The organism is Actinomyces gaoshouyii, assembly GCF_002076915.1.
Lineage (GTDB): Bacteria > Actinomycetota > Actinomycetes > Actinomycetales > Actinomycetaceae > Actinomyces > Actinomyces gaoshouyii.
Genome location: NZ_CP020468.1, coordinates 753,251 through 769,029, shown reverse-complemented (window position 1 = coordinate 769,029; position 15,779 = coordinate 753,251). Strand labels below are relative to the sequence as shown.

At 71.0% G+C, this 15,779-nt stretch carries 14 protein-coding genes; 6 read left to right on the top strand and 8 right to left on the bottom strand.

What is annotated here, in order from left to right:
• Window positions 1-16: 16 nt before the first annotated feature.
• From B6G06_RS03110 to B6G06_RS03100, 3 genes are all read right to left on the bottom strand, one after another.
• Window positions 17-808: a type III secretion system chaperone family protein gene (locus B6G06_RS03110; RefSeq protein WP_240494094.1), complete on the bottom strand. Its 792-nt coding sequence runs from the start codon at window positions 806-808 to the stop codon at window positions 17-19.
• Entirely contained in the window at window positions 805-1,281 is a 477-nt protein-coding gene (locus B6G06_RS03105) for a YbjN domain-containing protein (protein WP_080463123.1), read from the bottom strand. The genes B6G06_RS03110 and B6G06_RS03105 overlap by 4 nt, the downstream gene beginning before the upstream one ends.
• Window positions 1,282-1,352: 71 nt before the next feature.
• Window positions 1,353-1,913 (bottom strand): FMN-binding protein, encoded by a 561-nt coding sequence (locus B6G06_RS03100; RefSeq protein ID WP_081172170.1) that lies wholly within the window; start codon window positions 1,911-1,913, stop codon window positions 1,353-1,355.
• A gap of 376 nt (window positions 1,914-2,289) precedes the next feature.
• Between B6G06_RS03100 and B6G06_RS03090 the strand changes: the two genes are divergently transcribed.
• A complete protein-coding gene (locus B6G06_RS03090; RefSeq protein ID WP_240494093.1) occupies window positions 2,290-3,261 on the top strand; it encodes an FAD:protein FMN transferase in 972 nt (323 codons plus the stop codon).
• A gap of 327 nt (window positions 3,262-3,588) precedes the next feature.
• On the opposite strand, the gene miaB is transcribed toward B6G06_RS03090, so the two are convergent.
• Both miaB and B6G06_RS03080 read right to left on the bottom strand, forming a co-directional pair.
• Window positions 3,589-5,250 (bottom strand): tRNA (N6-isopentenyl adenosine(37)-C2)-methylthiotransferase MiaB, encoded by a 1,662-nt coding sequence (gene miaB / locus B6G06_RS03085; protein ID WP_080463124.1) that lies wholly within the window; start codon window positions 5,248-5,250, stop codon window positions 3,589-3,591.
• A gap of 11 nt (window positions 5,251-5,261) precedes the next feature.
• A complete protein-coding gene (locus tag B6G06_RS03080) occupies window positions 5,262-6,437 on the bottom strand; it encodes an ROK family transcriptional regulator (protein ID WP_080463125.1) in 1,176 nt (391 codons plus the stop codon).
• Window positions 6,438-6,680: 243 nt separating this feature from the next.
• On the opposite strand from B6G06_RS03080, the gene B6G06_RS03075 reads away from it, so the two are divergent.
• The 5 genes from B6G06_RS03075 (at window position 6,681) to B6G06_RS03055 (ending at window position 13,460) form a co-directional block, all read left to right on the top strand.
• A complete protein-coding gene (locus tag B6G06_RS03075) occupies window positions 6,681-8,870 on the top strand; it encodes an alpha-galactosidase (RefSeq protein WP_081170924.1) in 2,190 nt (729 codons plus the stop codon).
• Window positions 8,871-8,994: 124 nt separating this feature from the next.
• The gene (locus B6G06_RS03070) at window positions 8,995-9,900 is read left to right on the top strand and encodes a carbohydrate ABC transporter permease (RefSeq protein WP_080463127.1); all 906 of its coding nucleotides are present in this window, start codon (window positions 8,995-8,997) and stop codon (window positions 9,898-9,900) included.
• 13 nt (window positions 9,901-9,913) lie between these two features.
• A complete protein-coding gene (locus B6G06_RS03065) occupies window positions 9,914-10,855 on the top strand; it encodes a carbohydrate ABC transporter permease (protein WP_081170922.1) in 942 nt (313 codons plus the stop codon).
• Between the two features lie 8 nt (window positions 10,856-10,863).
• Entirely contained in the window at window positions 10,864-12,261 is a 1,398-nt protein-coding gene (locus tag B6G06_RS03060; protein WP_081170920.1) for an ABC transporter substrate-binding protein, read from the top strand.
• A 155-nt stretch (window positions 12,262-12,416) separates the two neighbouring features.
• A complete protein-coding gene (locus B6G06_RS03055) occupies window positions 12,417-13,460 on the top strand; it encodes a hypothetical protein (protein WP_081170918.1) in 1,044 nt (347 codons plus the stop codon).
• Here the strand turns inward: B6G06_RS03055 and B6G06_RS03050 are convergent.
• The 3 genes from B6G06_RS03050 to B6G06_RS03040 all read right to left on the bottom strand — a co-directional run bounded on the left by B6G06_RS03050 (window position 13,391) and on the right by B6G06_RS03040 (window position 15,655).
• Complete coding sequence (locus tag B6G06_RS03050; RefSeq protein ID WP_080463134.1) at window positions 13,391-13,897, bottom strand: regulatory protein RecX; 507 nt, start codon at window positions 13,895-13,897, stop codon at window positions 13,391-13,393. The two genes, B6G06_RS03055 and B6G06_RS03050, sit on opposite strands and share 70 nt — an antisense overlap.
• Window positions 13,897-15,138: a recombinase RecA gene (gene recA, locus B6G06_RS03045; protein ID WP_080463135.1), complete on the bottom strand. Its 1,242-nt coding sequence runs from the start codon at window positions 15,136-15,138 to the stop codon at window positions 13,897-13,899. The genes B6G06_RS03050 and recA overlap by 1 nt, the downstream gene beginning before the upstream one ends.
• Before the next feature lie 289 nt (window positions 15,139-15,427).
• The gene (locus B6G06_RS03040; protein ID WP_080463136.1) at window positions 15,428-15,655 is read right to left on the bottom strand and encodes a DUF3046 domain-containing protein; all 228 of its coding nucleotides are present in this window, start codon (window positions 15,653-15,655) and stop codon (window positions 15,428-15,430) included.
• Window positions 15,656-15,779 lie beyond the last annotated feature (124 nt).

Below are 15,779 nucleotides of genomic sequence, written 5' to 3'. Positions count from 1 at the left end.
AGTGCCACGGTGGGCCTCACAGCTCGGGCAGGAGAGGGCCGACGGTGCGCAGCGCCTGCGTGCAGGAGGCCAGAGCGGTGTCGAGGTGGAGTCGCAGCTGGTCGTCGGTGATGCCCGAGCGCAGGTCGGTGATGTAGATGGCGCGGATGAAGGGGCCCTCGGGGCCGTCGACGATGGCGACGGTGGGGAAGAAGTGATCACGGTTCCAATCGTTGACGGCGGATGCGAGCTCGTCGCGCTGCCCCTCGGGGCCGGGCTCGGCCCAGTCCCCGGAGACGAGGAGCCAGCCGTCATGCTCGGCGGGGATCTCGATGATGAAGGGGAAGCTGTCCCAGTTGCCCATGAGGGTCGCGTGGCCCCGGTCCTCCTCGCGCCGGATCCGATAGGACATCTCCGAGGCGAGCATGGATTCGATGCGCTCGAGGGTCAGGCGCGAGGTGACCTGCTCGCGGGCGGGCTGAGCGGGTCCCCGCGCGCCCCGGGCTCCGCTGCGGGTGCGGGGCGCGCCGCCGCGGCCCGCGCTGACGTTCTCCGAGCCCCGTCGCCGAGGGCCGCCAGCGGGGCGGGCACGGCCGGCGGGGTCCGCTGAGTTGGCTGAGTCGGCGGGGTCGGCCGAGTCGGATGAGGGGGCCCCTGGAGCTGATCCAGCCGATGGGGCGGATCGCGCGGAGGATGGCGAGGGCCCGGGCGAGGAGTCCCCCGCGGAGCGGGCGGCGTCGGCCCGCTGGTCCCAGCCCTTGCCCATCGATCGGGCGATGAGGCCGGCGAGGCGCTCGAGGCGCGTGCGCCGCCGGGGGGCCTCGCTCACGGCTCGAGGCTCCCGCGCAAGGGGTCGGGGAAGACCTCCTCGGCCTCGCGCACGAGGGCGACGATGAGGCGGCATCCCGTGAAGACGAAGTCATCGATCTGGGCGTCGGTCATGCCGGCGTCCAGCGGGTAGGTGATCTCGCCGTGGAGGCGGACGATCCCCCCGTCGCCCACGGTGAGGAAGGCCTTGGGGCCGATGCGGGTGGCGTTCCACTCCTCGACGAGGGAGCGCAGGGGGGCGAGGTGCTCGGTGTCGGCGATGCGGTGCCAGGTGCCGCGCAACTGGACGGCGCGCGTGTCCTGGAAGATGACGTGGACGACGACGCAGCGCCAGGGGATGCCGACGTCGCCCTCGTCGTCGACGAAGTACCTCAGGCCCAGCCGGCGGGTGGCCTCCAGAATGCGCTCGGCGCTCACCGGCGTCGGCGCTGCGACGACGGTGGTGTCCGTGCGGGGGTCCGAGTCAGAGGGCATGGCACCAGCCTAGCCGCCCGGCCACGGCGCGGGGTAACCCGGGCGCGGAGCGATCCGCCGTCGGCGGAAGTCTAGCCGCGGGCCTGCTCCGCGATGGCGTCGATCGCCGCGTTGAAGGCGGCGGAGGTCCTGGAGGCCCCGGCGAGCGCGGTCACATGCGCCTGCTCGATGCTCCTGCCGACGACGACGCCCTTGATCTTCGAGGTGAAGCCCCTGATGAAGTTCTCCGAGGTGGCGTTGGCCGCGTGCCCGATGATCGTGACATCCGTGATCGCGCCGTCGCTCAGGATCACGGAGACGTCGATGGACTCATCGGTGGGCAGGCTGTCCGCGCCCTTGTAGGTCTGGGTGTCCCGGTAGGCGCCATCGGCGTAGGGGCCGGCGGTGGGGGAGGCCGGCGGGGCTGAGGCGCTCGCCGGAGCCTCGGTCCTGGGCGTCGTCCCCTGCCCGGGCCCCTGGGCCCGGCCCGCGTGCTCGCCCTGGCCCGGAGCGGCGTCGCTCCCGCCGCAGGCGGCCAGGGAGAGCGCCGCCATGACGGTGCCGGTCAGGGCCAGCGCCCTCCGGGCCGCGCCTGCGCTCCTGCCGCGGGCGTCCGCTCCGCTCCCGTCGTTGCCCCGTGCGCGCGCGCTCATCATTCGTCCTCACCCTCCTGGTCGCTGTCGTGCCGGCTGGTGCCATCATGATCAGCCCCATCATGGCGCTTAGCGCCTCCGGAGGCGAAGTCCAGCGTATCCGATGCCCTGCGACCGCGCGTCTCGTTGCCGTCGTTCCTCCCCCATGAGGGCCGGGGCGAGCACGATGAGGCTGACCGCCCGGTCCCGGCCGCGCACCGCATCCTCGGATCCCCCGGAGGAGTCCCGGGCATGGGAGCCGTGGGCCGATCGTGCGGCGGGGGGCTCGGCGCCGGGGCCATCGAGCGACCTCGCGCGCGGGCCTTCGGAGATCGGGTCGCCCTCATGCGGGATGGGCCGGCCTTGGCGGGAGATCGATTCCCCTACGATGGCCGATATGTCCCGATTGCCCACCGTTGAGCGCCCCCTGCGGCCGATGCTGGGCGTGATGAGGCCCGAGGTCTGGGCCTTCCCCGCCACAGGCGCCACGTGGTCGATCCTCAGCCGCGCCCCCCTGCCCCGCCGAGCGCGCCGGAGCGTGATGGCGCTGGTCGAGGGATTCGAGGGCGTGTGGTCCCGCTTCCGCGCCGACTCCCTCATCAGCCGCGCCGCGGACGGCAGGCTCGGCAGCGGGCCGATCCGCCTGGAGCTGCCGGAGGGGTCAGGAGCCATGCTGGACCTGTACGACCGCCTGCATGTCGCCACCGGCGGCAGGATCGATCCGCTGGTTGGCGCCGACCTGGTCGCCCTCGGCTACGACCCCGCCTGCACCTTTACCGTGCACGCCGGTTCGATGACGGGCCCGGGCCCGCGGGCCCGGGGCAGATGGGGCGCGCTCGCCCGCCACGAGGGGGATGCGCTCATTCTCGATCGCCCCGCGCTGGTGGATGTGGGCGCGATCGGCAAGGGATTCCTCGCCGACCTCGTGGGGGCGCTGCTCCTGGAGTCGGGCGTGGAGGACTTCGTCATCGACGCCAGTGGGGACGTGCTCGTCCATGCCGACGGGCCGGTGAGGATCGGCCTGGAGGACCCCGCCGTCAGCACCGATGGAGCCGGTAGCGCCCGCGCAGTCGGCGTCGTGGAGATCGCGCGCGGCGCGGTGGCCGGCTCGGGGATCAGTCGCAGGGCGTGGGGCGACGGGCTGCACCACATCCTCGACGGCCTCACCGGCAGGCCGTCGGCCCGGGTGACGGCCGCATGGGCGATCGCCGAGACCTGCGCGCTCGCGGACGGGTTATCGACCGCGCTGTTCCTGACCGCACCGGGGGAACTGGCGGCCTCGGGACTGCGCTTCGAGTGCGCCATCCTGAGCGCTGACGGGAGCGCAGAGGTCTCCCGGGGCCTGCCCGGCTCACTGTTCACCGCCTGACCCCGCTGGGCGCGCTTGCGGTGCCCAGCGGGGCCGTCGGCGCCGAGCGGCGCCATCCACACCCAGCGGTGCGTCCTACCCGCACCGGTCGGTGTTCTCCGCACCTGCCAGTGCGAAAGGCTCCCGTCAACGCTCCCCGCGGACGCATCTCGCAGAGCGCGACGCCGCGGCGATCATCATCGCCGCAGCGATCCTCGTGCTCATCGCCGAGCGATGGCTCCTGAGGAGATTCGTGAGCAGCAAGCGCCATGTCTCAAAGGAGCCGAAAGCGGCGAAGACGACGGTCTAACCATCCGTTCCGATCTCGCCTCAGTGCCGGCATCGGCCTCACCGGGCGGCCGGGGCTCCCACGCGCAGGGTGGGCAGTCCCAGGCTCACCGGCGCGGTGTCCGCCTCGGGGGTCGCGCAGGCCTCGGCCTGTCGGCGCTCCCAGGCGTCACCGGCGCGGGTGCGGCGCACCTCGAACAGGGCGGGACCGTCGTCGTACCAGATGCGATCCCCGGCGGAGCGCGCCTCACTCGCGGCGCGCTCGGCCTCGCTCAGAGCTCGCCCGCACAGGGCGGAGTCGGCGATGAGATTGTGGGGCGCGCCATGGGTGACGCGCACGGTCACCATGTCCCCGGGCCGGGGCGCTCCCTGCGCGTAGTCGTCCGCGGCCAGCCCGGCGGGCAGGGCGGCGTGCACAAGACGGTTGTCCTGAGAGCGCCCGGAGATGCGGGCGGTGACACCGTCGCGGCGCCCCTCCCCCTCGGCGACGAGGACCTCCACCACGCGTCCTTCCTGACGCACGTTCTCCTCGTGGGTGATGCGGCGCACGAGCTCGTCCAGACGCCGGTAGCGGTCCTTGACGACCTCGACGGGCACCTGCTCGAGGTCCGCGGCGGGCGTGCCCGGGCGCGGGGAGTACTCGAAGGTGAAGGCGGAGGCGAAGCGGGAGCGCTCCACGACGTCGAGAGTGGCCTGGAAGTCCTCCTCCGTCTCCCCGGGGAAGCCGACGATGATGTCGGTGGTGATAGCGGCCTCGGGCATCGCGGCACGCACGTCGTCGAGGATCCGCAGGAAGCGCTCGGAGCGGTAGGAGCGGCGCATGGCGCGCAGGACCTTGTCGGAGCCGGACTGCAGGGGCATGTGCAGGCTGGGCATGACCTCAGGGGTCTCGGCCATGGCGTCGATGACGTCCTGCGTGAAGGCCGCCGGGTGGGGGCTGGTGAAGCGCACGCGCTCGATGCCCTCGACGGCCCCGGAGGCGCGTAGCAGCCGGGCGAAGGCACCGCGGTCGCCGAAGCCGACGCCGTAGGAGTTGACGTTCTGGCCCAGCAGGGTCACCTCACTCACGCCCTGGGCGGCGACCGCCTCGATCTCGGCCAGGATCTCGCCAGGGCGGCGGTCGCGCTGTTTGCCCCGCAAGGAGGGCACGATGCAGAAGGTGCACGTGTTGTTGCAGCCCACGGCGATGGACACCCAGGCGGCGTAGGCGGACTCACGGCGGGTGGGCAGGGTCGAGGGGAAGACCTTGAGGGACTCCTCGATCTCGACGGCGGCCGCCGCATTGTGGCGCGCGCGCTCAAGCAGGGCAGGCAGGACGTCGAGGTTGTGAGTGCCGAAGACGACGTCGACCCACGGGGCCCGCTCGACGATCCCCTCGCCCATCTGCTGGGCCAGGCACCCGGCGACGGCGATCTGCATGCCGGGGCGCTCACGCTTGACGGCCGCGAGCTGTCCGAGGTTGCCGAAGAGGCGGGTGGCGGCGTTCTCGCGTACGGAGCAGGTGTTGATGATGACGACGTCGGCGCCGCCGTCGCCAGCCTCGGTGGCGCGGGCCGCGGCCGCAGGCACGTCCTCGACGCGCCGGTAGCCGGCATCTTCGAGCAGCCCGGCCATGCGCTCGGAGTCGTGGACGTTCATCTGGCAGCCGAGGGTGCGCACGTGGTAGGTGCGCGGGGCGCGCGCGTCAGCGGCACTCATCGGGTCGGTCGTCATCACAGTCATCGCCAGGCAGTCTAGGCGCTGGAGCCCCTCAGGCCCGCCTCGACCGCGCGGGTCCATGGCTCGATGGCCAGAGCGGCGGCGCCGCGCGCCCACTCGCCGAAGGAGAAGGAACGGGTGAGGATGCGCGGTGGCGGCGCGGACCAGTGGCGGGCTCTCTCCACAGCGGCGTCGAAGGCCTGCCGGTGCGCCTCAACGAGCCCCACCGACTCCCCGGAGACCACGACGAGCTCGGGGTCGACGAGGGCCACGATCGAGCCGACGATCCTACCGGCGGCGTCGGAGGCAGCCTCCAGAACGCCCGCCAGCTGGGGATCGAGGGCGAGCTCGGTGAGCCCCGTGGGTCCGACGATCTCCTCCGGGGAGACCCGGCGCCCGAGCACCTTCGAGGCCCGGTGGGCGAGACCGGGCGCGGCCGCGAGCGCCCGGGCGCAGCCCACGTGCCCCATCTCGCAGGCCGGGCCCTCCTCACGCAGGGGAAGATGACCGATACTGCCGGCGGCGCCGTGAGCCCCGGCGATCGTGCGCCCCCCGATGACAAGGCCGCAGCCGATCCCCGCCCCGAGGGTGAGCAGGGCGAAGGGGTCGACGCCATGGCCGAGCCCGAACCAGGCCTCGGCGTGGGTGAAGGCGCGCACATCATTGGCCACGATGGTGTCGAGCCCGGTGGCCTGACGCAGCCGCACCCCGATGGGTTCATCCCGCCACCCCAGGAAGGGGGCGACTGCGATGGTAGTGCCGTCCACCACGCTGGCCCCCAGCGACAGCCCGATCCCGGACAGCGCCATCCCGGTGGAGCGCTCAATGCGCTGGGAGAGCCCTGCGATCTGCTCGACGACGCCGTCTGGATCCCGCGAGGCCAGGGGCTCGGAGACCTCTACGAGCGCAGAGCCGAGCGGGTCGATGACCTGGGCGTAGAGGTCATTGGCGGTGAGCTTGATGCCGAGCAGCGCGGCGGCGCGGGGCGCGAGGCGCAGGCTTTTGGCGGGGCGCCCCGCCTCAGCGGTGGTCGGCGCGGACGGCTCATCCTCCAGGAGCAGGCCGTCCTCGATCAGCGGGCGCACGGCGCGGGAGAGCGTGGGCGCCGACAGGCCGAGATGATCGGCCAGGTCCGTGCGGGTCCGGGAGCCAGCGGCAGCCAAGCGCAGGAGCACCCTCGATGCCGGTCCCGCGGCAGCGGTGGCCTCCATGCCCGCTCCTCTTCCATGTGCTCATCGTCCGCCGGGAGGAATCCTGCCACACTGGCGCCCCCGCGCCTCCACCAGACGCGCGGCCCGGCGTCCGGCGCGGCCCGCAGCTCTCCGACCACCCGAGGGGCCCTACATGCGAGCAGGGTCTTGACATCTCGTCGCCAGCCATTTATTTTCACCTTGAAAGGAATGGTTCGCGGCATCGCGGACCGCCAGGGGCCCCTTGGGCCCGGAAGGACGACGATGACCCTCCACCTCCGCTCCGGCGGCACCTCCCTTGTTCTCGACACCCCCTCCGACCGCTTCCCCGTCGTGCGCCATTGGGGAGCCGATCTCGGCCCCCTCGACGGCAGCGCCCTCCAGGACGCCGGCCGCGCATCGGCCACCACGCTCGGCTCGAACTCCGCCTGGATCTGCAACGACCTGCCGATCCTCCCCCACGCCAGCCTGGGCTGGTCGGCCCGCCCCGCCATCGCTCTGCACCGGGTGGACGGAACCGCCTTCTCCTTCCACCCCACTCGGGTCGAACACGAGTGGCGGGCCGAGGACTCACCGGCCGTCGGAGAGGGGTCTTCCGCCCCCATGGTGGTCTCGACGGCCGTCGATGAGTCGCACGGGGTGAGCATCGTCAGCGAGATCCGCCTGGAGGAGTCCGGGCTCGTGCGCGTGCGCGCCACGGTCACCAACGAGCCGGGCGGGCGCCTCGAGCTGATCAGTGGCCTCGTCGTCGACGAGATCACCCCTGCGCTGCCCCTTCCCCAGGGCGCCGATGAGATCCTGGACATGTCCGGGCACCACATCAATGAGCGCCGTCTCCAGCGCCATCGCCTCACCGCGGGCACGCACCTGCGCGAGTCCTGGGAGGGCCGTCCCGGGCACGACGCCGCCACCTGGCTCGCCGCCGGGCGCGCCGGCTTCGGCTGGCGCGCGGGCACGGTCCACGGCGTCCACCTGGCCTGGTCGGGCTCCACGCGCTGCCTCATCATGAACCCCTCCCAGGGCAGGGCGCTCATCGGCGCCGGCGAGCTGCTCGCCCCCGGTGAGGTCATCCTGGCCCCGGGGGAGTCCTACACCTCCCCGTGGGCGGTCTTCTCCTGGGGCGAGGGGCTGGACGCACTGGCGCACCGCTCCCACGCCTTCCTGCGCTCCCTTCCCTCCCACCCCGAGCGCCCCCGGCCGGTGCTGCTCAACACCTGGGAGGCCGTCTACTTCGATCACCGCCTCGACAAGCTCATGCGCCTGGCCGAGCTCGCCGCGGACGTGGGCATCGAGCGCTTCGTCCTCGACGACGGCTGGTTCGGCTCCCGCCGCGACGACACCTCGGGCCTGGGAGACTGGCAGGTCTCGGCCGACGCCTGGCCCGAGGGCCTGAGCCCCCTCGTGGATCGCGTCCACGAGCTCGGCATGGAGTTCGGGCTGTGGTTCGAGCCGGAGATGATCAACGTGAACTCCGAGCTCGCCCGCGCCCACCCGGACTGGATCCTGTCCGACGGGGCGGGAGGCGCTCCCGAGCACCGCAACCAGCGCGTCCTGGACCTGTGCGCCCCCGGCGCCTGGGACTACCTGTACGAGTCGATCAGCGCCCTCGTAGAGCGCTATTCCATCGCCTACATCAAGTGGGACCACAACTCCCCGCTCGTGGCCGTCGGCCACGAGGTGACCTCCCCCGTGGCCGGCCGGCGCGGCGGGGCGGCCGTCCACGACCAGACACTCGCCCTCTACCGCCTTCTCGATGCCCTCCACGAGCGCTTCGGTGACCTGGAGATCGAATCCTGCGCCGGCGGCGGCGGCCGCATCGACATGGGCATCATGGAGCGCGCCCAACGGGTGTGGGCCTCGGACTCCATCGACGCCCATGACCGCCAGGACATCCAGCGCGGCACCATGCTGCTCCTGCCCCCGGAGCTCGTCGGCACGCATGTGGGCGCCGGCCGCGCGCACACGACGCTCCGCGATCTCGACCTCGACTTTCGCGCGGGCACGGCCCTCTGGGGGCATATGGGTGTGGAATGGGACCTCACCAGTGCCGACGACGGCGCCCGCGAGCGCCTGGCCTCGGTCATCGCCCTGCACAAGGAGCTGCGCCCCCTGCTGCACTCGGGCCTGACGGTCCATGCGGACCTGGCCGACGACGACGCCCTGCGGATCGAGGGCGTGGTGGCCGCCGATGGCTCCGAGGCGGTCTACGAGATCGCCTGCCTGGGGCAGACCATCGCCTGGCCGACGGCCCCCCGGCCACTGCCCGGCCTGGACCCGGGGCGCCGCTACCGGATCGAGCTCGCGGCGCCGTCGTACCCCGAGCTGACCCTGCGCCCGAAGTGGATGGACGAACCGGTCACCCTGCCGGGCTCGTACCTGTCCACGACCGGCCTGGCCCTGCCGATCCTCCACCCCGACCACCTCGTGCTGGTGCGCGCCACCGCCGTCGACTGACCGTCGTCGACCGCCGGGCGGCCCGCTCCGGAGCGCAGGGTCCGCTCGCCGCCGTCGTCCCCGGCCTCCTCCAGCCGACTCGCCCCTCACCCCTATCCGTTTCGACGATGATCTGGAAGGAACCATGACCACCATCGCCTCATCGGCCCCACGACTGCGCAAAAGGCCGCGCAGCGACGCCCGCCTGGGCTGGGCCTTCATCGCCCCCGCGGGCATCGGGCTCCTCGCCTTCTACATCTGGCCGCTGCTGCGGGGCATCTGGCTGTCCTTCACCGAGTACAACCTGCTGACCCCGGCCTCCTTCAACGGGCTGGCCAACTACTCCCGCATGGTCCAGGACAAGATCTTCTGGAACGCGGTGTGGGTGACCCTGGAGTACGTGCTCATCAACATCGGCCTGCAAACGGTGCTGGCCCTCGTCATCGCCGTCCTCATGCAGCGCCTGACCCAGTCGACGCTCGTGCGCTCCATCGTGCTGACCCCCTACCTCGTGTCGAACGTCGTGGCCGCCATGCTGTGGCTGTGGCTGCTGGACAACACGCTGGGCATCTCCAACCAGGTCATCGAGGCGGTTCTCGGCGACCGCGTGGACTTCTTCTCCTCCTCGCTGGCGATCCCCACGATCGCCATCATCAACGTGTGGCGGCACGTGGGCTACACGGCGCTGCTCATCTTCGCCGGGCTCCAAGCGATCCCCGGGGACGTCTACGAGGCGGGCAAGATGGATGGCGCCAGCGAGTGGACGATGTTCTGGCGCATCACCATGCCACTACTGCGCCCGATCCTCGCCCTCGTCCTCATCATGACGATGATCGGCTCCTTCCAGGTCTTCGACACGGTCTCCGTGACCACCGCCGGCGGCCCGGTCAACGCCAGCCGCGTGCTGCAGTTCTACCTGTACGACATGGCCTTCAGCCGCTTCCAGTTCGGCTACGCCTCCGCGATGGCCGTCGGACTGCTCCTCATCCTGGCGGCAATCACCGCCCTGCAGTACCGCATGACCCGTGCGGGCGAGACCGACCTGAACTGAGAGGGAACCGACCATGACCACCACTGTCACCACTCCCTCAACCGCCTCCGGGAGGGCCGGGGCGGATAGTGCCCCCAAGAAGCGCGTCTCGGCCGGTCGCGCCGCCGCCTGGGTCACCATGGCGCTCATCATGGCCTTCACGCTCCTGCCCTTCTACTGGGTGCTGCGCACCGCACTGTCCTCCAACGCGGGCATCTACGCCGATCCCGCCAACCCCCTGCCCGTGGACCTCAACTTCCGGGCCTTCGCGCGCGTCTTCGGCATGCAGTCCACCGAGGCGGCGATCGTCGACGGCGGCTCCGGTGCGAAGATCAACTTCTGGCTCTACCTGCGCAACTCGATCATCGTGGCCACGCTGGTCACGGTGGGCCAGGTGTTCTTCTCCGCCATGGCCGCCTACTCCTTCTCGCGCCTGCGCTGGAAGGGCCGCGATGCGGTCTTCGCCATCTTCCTGGCAGCGCTCATGGTGCCCTCGATCTTCACCCTCCTGCCGAACTTCGTGCTCATGAAGCAGCTGCACCTCATCGACACCCTCCTGGGAGTGGCACTTCCGACGATGCTCATGACGCCCTTCGCGGTGTTCTTCCTGCGCCAGTTCTTCATGAACATCCCCCGGGAGCTGGAGGAGGCGGCCCTCCTCGACGGCGCCTCGAAGGTGCGGGTCTTCTTCACCCTCATCCTGCCCATGGCGAAAGCGCCCATCACCACGCTGGGGATCCTGACCTACATCGCGGCCTGGAACGACTACTTCTGGCCGCTACTGGTCTCCTACTCGGGCTCCTCCCGCGTGCTCACCGTGGCGCTGGCGGTCTTCAAGTCCCAGGCGCCCCAGACCGGCCCGGACTGGTCCGGCCTCATGGCGGCCACACTCGTGGCGGCCCTCCCGATGCTCCTTCTCTTCATGGCCTTCGCCCGGCGCATCGTCAACTCCATCGGCTTTACAGGCATCAAGTGAGGCACCAGATGACGACCTCTTCCCTCCCCATCCTGCGCTCGGCGCTCTCGCGGCGCTCCCTCCTGTGCGGACTGGCCTCCGGGGCCGCCGCCATGACCCTGGCCTCCTGCTCCGGATCGAGGGGCTCGGATTCCAGCACCGTGGAGTACTGGCTGTGGGACTCCGCGCAACTGCCCGCTTACCAGGCCTGCGCCGATGCCTTCAAGGCCAAGACCGGTATCACTGTCAACATCACCCAGATCGGTTGGGATGATTACTGGACGAAGCTCACCGCGGGCTTCATCGCCGACACCGCCCCGGACGTCTTCACCGACCACATCGCCAAGTTCGCCCAGTTCGTGGATCTGGACGTCCTCCTCCCCCTCGATGAGCAGGCGGCGTGGTCCGACGTGGACACCGAGGCCTTCCAGGACGGCCTCATCGACCTGTGGAAGGGGGACGACGGCCACCAGTACGGCTGCCCCAAGGACTGGGACACCGAGGCGGTCTTCTACAACAGAACCATGCTCGCCGATGCCGGCCTGAGCGAGAAGGACCTGGAGGGATGGTCCTGGAACCTCGCCGACGGCGGCAGCTTCGAGAGGATCCTCGCCCGCCTGACCATCGACAAGAACGGCGTGCGCGGCGACGAGCCGGGCTTCGACCCCAGGAACGTGGCCGTCTACGCCACCGGTATCGCCGATGAGGGCTCCTCGGATGGCCAGACCCAGTGGAGCCCCTTCACCGGCAGCGTCGGGGATTGGCGCTACACGGACAAGGAGACCTGGGGCACCCACTACCGCTACGACGAGAAGCAGTTCCAGGACACCCTCGACTGGTATTTCGGGCTCATCGACAAGGGCTACATGGCCCCTGCCGGCACGTTCGCCAAGGGCAACGGCACCGATGTGCAACTCGCCAGCGGCTCGATCGCGCTGTGCATCGCCGGTGCCTGGATGTTCAACACCTACGCCAAGATGGAGATCGACGTCGGCATCGCCGCCCACCCGGTGGGGCCCAACGGCAAGTCCGTCTCCCTCATGAACGGCCTGGGCGACTCGATCGTCAAGAAGTCGAAGAACATCGAGGGCGCCTCGAAGTGGGTGGCCTTCCTGGGAACCCGGGAGGCGCAGGACATCGTGGCCTCCTATGGGATCGTCTTCCCGGCGATCACGTCCTCCACGGAGAAAGCGGTGGAAGTCTTCGAGAAGACCGGACTGTCCACCAAGCCCTTCACCAGCTATCTGGAGGAGGACGGCGGCGGCACGTTCTACTTCCCGCTGACCTACTTCGGCGCCGACGTGAACGCGATCATCAAGCCGGGAGTCGCGGACGTCTACGTCAACCGCGTGCCGGCCTCCACCCTCACCGAGTACAACGAGCAGGTGAACCTCCTGTTCGAGACCTCGAAGAAGGAGAAGGGCTGAGCCGGCGCTCCACTCGAGCCCTCCGCACCCATTCCCCGATAGCGGTGGCCCCTGCCCTCCCGGATCTCAGGTCGGGCGGGCAGGGGGCACGATCATCGCGGTGCCCACTACGATTGGGGAAGCACCTCCAGAGGCGAGGCGAGGAGGGGACGACGATGGCAAGAGCGGTGAGGACGCGGCGCACCCGCCTGCACGGCATTCACGAGGCGCTCGGCGCCACCTTCACCATCGACAACGGCTGGGAGGTGCCGCTGCGCTACGCCCCCGGCGATGGAGAGCTGGAGGCACTGCGGGGCTCCGCCGGCATCCTCGACCTCTCCCACCTGGGCACGTTCAAGGCGCAGGGCCCTGTAGCGGGCGCCTCCCTCGATGCCGCGATCACCGGCACCGACTCCGATGCTCCCGCTTCGGCCGGCCCAGTCTCCTCCCTCCCCGTTGGCCGCGCCCTGCGGGCCCGACTAGCGGTTGATGCCGCCCCTGCCACCATCTACCGCCTGGGGGACGAGGAGTTCCTCGTGGTCACGAGCGCCGCTGACCACCGCGGTACCATCGGGCCGGCCCGCGGCGCCCGCTCGCGGCGGGAGAGCATCGTCGACGCAACGGAGTCGATCGCGCTCATCGCCGTGGTGGGGCCCCGGGCGGAGGAGATCATGCGCGGCGTCGTCGAGTCCGGGGCGGGCATGCCCGCCGCCCTGCTCCCCGAGGACAAGGCCCGCAGCGGGGAGGACTGCGGGCCCGACGTGCTCTGCGGCCCCGGCCTCCTGCGGCGCTTGCGCCACGGGGCGGCCGTGCGGGCCACCGCCTGCGGGCACACGGTGATCCTGGCGCGAGAGCGCATGGGCGACGCCGACTGCCTGGCGGTGTTCTGCGGGGCAGAGGACGCCGTCGACCTGTGGGAGATGATCGCCGAGCGCGCCTCCTCCCTGGCATCGGGCACGGGCCCCGCGGATGCAACGCCCGTACTCACGGCCTGTGGCCTGGCCGCCTGGAATGCCCTGGCTCCGGTGGCTCGGCAATGGGCACGAGCGCCACCGGGGCTGCCGACAGCCTCTCTATCGAGCGGCGCCATTTCCTCCGAGCGGTGCGTCCTGCCCGCACCAGTGAGTGCGGGCGGCACCGGTCGGCGCCGTTACTGGTCTTCCCGGGTCTCCTCGGCCAGGGCTCGCTCGAAAGCGCCCAGGGCCACGGCCTGGGAGTAGCCCTTGCGGCCCAGCGCCGCCAAGGCGCGCCGCTCACGGACCACCGGATCGAGCCCGCGCGTAGCGCGCAGCCTCTTGCGGGCCAGGGCGAGTGCAGCGCCGGCCTCGTCGTCTCCGCTGATCTGAGCCAGGGCCCCGCTGATCGCCCGCTCCCCCAGGCCCTTGCGTCGCAGCTCATCGGCGATGGCCCGGCGGGCCGCGCCCTTCTCAGCGAAGCGGGTGCGCGCAAGAGTCGCGGCGTAAGCGTCGTCATCGATGAGGCCGGCAGTCTCGAGGCGGTCGAGGACCTCCTGCGCCACTCGGTGATCGATCTCCTTGCGCTCCAGCAGCTCGGCGAGGGCCGCGCGGGGGGCGGGGGCGCGGTCGAGGCGGCGCAAGACGATCTCCCGCGCCGCCTCGACCTCTTCCTGATGCCTGTCGGGGGTGAGCCAGGGCATCAGAAGCCGCCGGCGTCCTCACCGAAGGCGGCGTCGATATCGAGGGCAGAGGACTTCTTGGCGCCGCTCTTGGCGCCTCCCTTGCCCGAGCCCCTGCCCGAGCCGCGCCCCACGGCCTTGGCGGGGGCCTTCGTCTGCGCAGCGGCCTCGAGGGCGGCCTCGGCTGCCACTGCCGCCGCATCGGCCTCCGCTGCGGCCGCCGCGGCATCGGCCTCCTCCTGGGCCTTGCGCCCGGCCTCACCGATCCCCAGGGCTGCGAGGATCTTCTGCTCGATCTCATCGGCCAGGGCGGGGTTGTCCGCGAGGAAGGCGCGGGCGTTCTCCTTGCCCTGACCCAACTGGTCCGTGCCGTAGGTGAACCAGGCGCCGGACTTGCGCACAATGCCGTTCTCCACGCCCAGGTCCAGCAGGCCGCCCTCGCGGGAGATGCCGCGGCCGTAGAGGATGTCGAACTCGGCCTGCTTGAAGGGCGGGGCCATCTTGTTCTTCACCACCTTGGCACGGGTGCGGTTGCCCACCGGCTGATCCCCGTCCTTGAGGGTCTGGATACGACGCACATCGATGCGCACGGACGCGTAGAACTTGAGGGCCTTGCCGCCCGTGGTGGTTTCAGGACTGCCGAAGAAGACGCCGATCTTCTCTCGCAGCTGGTTGATGAAGATGGCCGTGGTGCCCGTGGCGGACAGGGCACCGGTGATCTTGCGCAGCGCCTGGCTCATGAGGCGGGCCTGGAGGCCGACGTGCGAGTCCCCCATCTCCCCCTCGATCTCCGCCTTGGGCACCAGTGCGGCCACGGAGTCGATGACGATGATGTCCAGGCCGCCGGAGCGGATGAGCATGTCCGCGATCTCGAGGGCCTGCTCGCCGGTATCCGGCTGGGACACGAGCAGGTTGTCCGTGTCCACCCCGAGGGCCTTGGCGTAGACCGGGTCCAGGGCGTGCTCGGCATCGATGAAGGCGGCGTTCCCACCGGCCCTCTGGGCGCTGGCAACGGCGTGGAGGGCGACGGTCGTCTTACCGGAGGACTCGGGGCCGTAGATCTCGATGATGCGACCACGGGGTAGGCCGCCGATCCCGAGGGCGACGTCGAGCGCGGTGGAGCCGGTGGGGATGACGGCCACGGGAGGACGGCTGTCATCTCCCAGGCGCATGACGGAGCCCTTGCCGAAGGATTTGTCGATCTGGGCGAGGGCGGTGGCCAGGGCCTTGGATCGATCCTGGTTCTGAGTTGCTGCGGGCATGGCCTCTTCTCCGGCTCGGGCGGCGGTGGGCCGCGGTGTTCAGGGCTGGTCCTCGTGAACGAGATCCCCTCTCCGGGGCTCGTGGACGACGGTATGCCGGACCACCGACATGTATCCGCGAGCCTCCACAGAACGGGGCCCGTGAGGGCTCGTGGCGCGTCCGTGGTGAACTCTAGCCGAACACGTGTTCGAATCTGCAAGTGGCCCTTCCCCGGCGTGTCACGGAGCAGGGCCGACGGCGTCGCTCCCGGCGGGGCCCGTCCGGCCGCCCGGGGGCAGAGATCGCACGCTACCTGCGACGGGCGCGCGAATCGTCCCGGTAGACCCAGCGCTCGGCCTCGCTGCGCTCGGTCTCCCGGCAGAGCGAGTCCCAGACCTCGCGGGGCGGCTCGCCGGCGTCGAGGGCCTGAATGGCCGTCATCGACCAGGGCGGCAGGACGAGATCCTGGGCCAGTGATCGCCCGTAGGCGGAGCCGAAGACCTCGTCGAGGGCACGCCAGAACTCCGAGTGCTTCATGAGGGCTCCTGGTCAGGGGAAAGCGGATAACCGGGAGGGGAACGGGCGATGGGAGGGGCGCGGGTAGGAACATCCCCGAGCGGCCTCGCGCCCGCCCGGGGGATGAGGATCGGGCCGGCCCGCC

Excerpts from the sequence above, each read along its gene's own strand:
- B6G06_RS03105 (WP_080463123.1), bottom strand. The coding sequence starts at position 1,281 with ATGCCCTCTGACTCGGACCCCCGCACGGACACCACCGTCGTCGCAGCG.
- B6G06_RS03100 (WP_081172170.1), bottom strand. The coding sequence starts at position 1,913 with ATGAGCGCGCGCGCACGGGGCAACGACGGGAGCGGAGCGGACGCCCGC.
- B6G06_RS03090 (WP_240494093.1), top strand. The coding sequence starts at position 2,290 with ATGTCCCGATTGCCCACCGTTGAGCGCCCCCTGCGGCCGATGCTGGGC.
- miaB (WP_080463124.1), bottom strand. The coding sequence starts at position 5,250 with ATGACTGTGATGACGACCGACCCGATGAGTGCCGCTGACGCGCGCGCC.
- B6G06_RS03080 (WP_080463125.1), bottom strand. The coding sequence starts at position 6,437 with ATGGAGGCCACCGCTGCCGCGGGACCGGCATCGAGGGTGCTCCTGCGC.
- B6G06_RS03075 (WP_081170924.1), top strand. The coding sequence starts at position 6,681 with ATGACCCTCCACCTCCGCTCCGGCGGCACCTCCCTTGTTCTCGACACC.
- B6G06_RS03070 (WP_080463127.1), top strand. The coding sequence starts at position 8,995 with ATGACCACCATCGCCTCATCGGCCCCACGACTGCGCAAAAGGCCGCGC.
- B6G06_RS03065 (WP_081170922.1), top strand. The coding sequence starts at position 9,914 with ATGACCACCACTGTCACCACTCCCTCAACCGCCTCCGGGAGGGCCGGG.
- B6G06_RS03060 (WP_081170920.1), top strand. The coding sequence starts at position 10,864 with ATGACGACCTCTTCCCTCCCCATCCTGCGCTCGGCGCTCTCGCGGCGC.
- B6G06_RS03055 (WP_081170918.1), top strand. The coding sequence starts at position 12,417 with ATGGCAAGAGCGGTGAGGACGCGGCGCACCCGCCTGCACGGCATTCAC.
- B6G06_RS03050 (WP_080463134.1), bottom strand. The coding sequence starts at position 13,897 with ATGCCCTGGCTCACCCCCGACAGGCATCAGGAAGAGGTCGAGGCGGCG.
- recA (WP_080463135.1), bottom strand. The coding sequence starts at position 15,138 with ATGCCCGCAGCAACTCAGAACCAGGATCGATCCAAGGCCCTGGCCACC.
- B6G06_RS03040 (WP_080463136.1), bottom strand. The coding sequence starts at position 15,655 with ATGAAGCACTCGGAGTTCTGGCGTGCCCTCGACGAGGTCTTCGGCTCC.